The following is a 202-nucleotide window of genomic DNA, read 5'->3' as shown; positions in this document are numbered from 1 at the left end:
CACCACCTTGCCGATCTGGCGGGCCTGGCTGACGAACCGATACGCCGACGACGCGGATCGTACGTCAAAGGTCTTGACCGGCAACGGCTTCAGCACGCCGACGTCGAACAGTTCGATCAGGCCGGACAGCATCGAGGCGATGTGGTCCGGGCCGGCCTCCATCAGGTCGAAGGCGCGATACAGCACGCCCGGTGCCATCGAC

Annotated in this window: 1 protein-coding gene; it reads right to left on the bottom strand. The window is 65.3% G+C overall.

Features of this window, described 5'->3' with window-relative positions:
* On the bottom strand, positions 1-202 hold a 202-nt coding region (locus AC5Y5O_RS32360), incomplete at both ends, for a zinc-binding dehydrogenase (RefSeq protein WP_500028790.1).

This window comes from Mycobacterium sp. NGS40 (assembly GCF_059812735.1).
The sequence above is the reverse complement of the archived record's forward strand: the minus strand, read 5'-3'. Positions and strand labels throughout refer to the sequence as shown.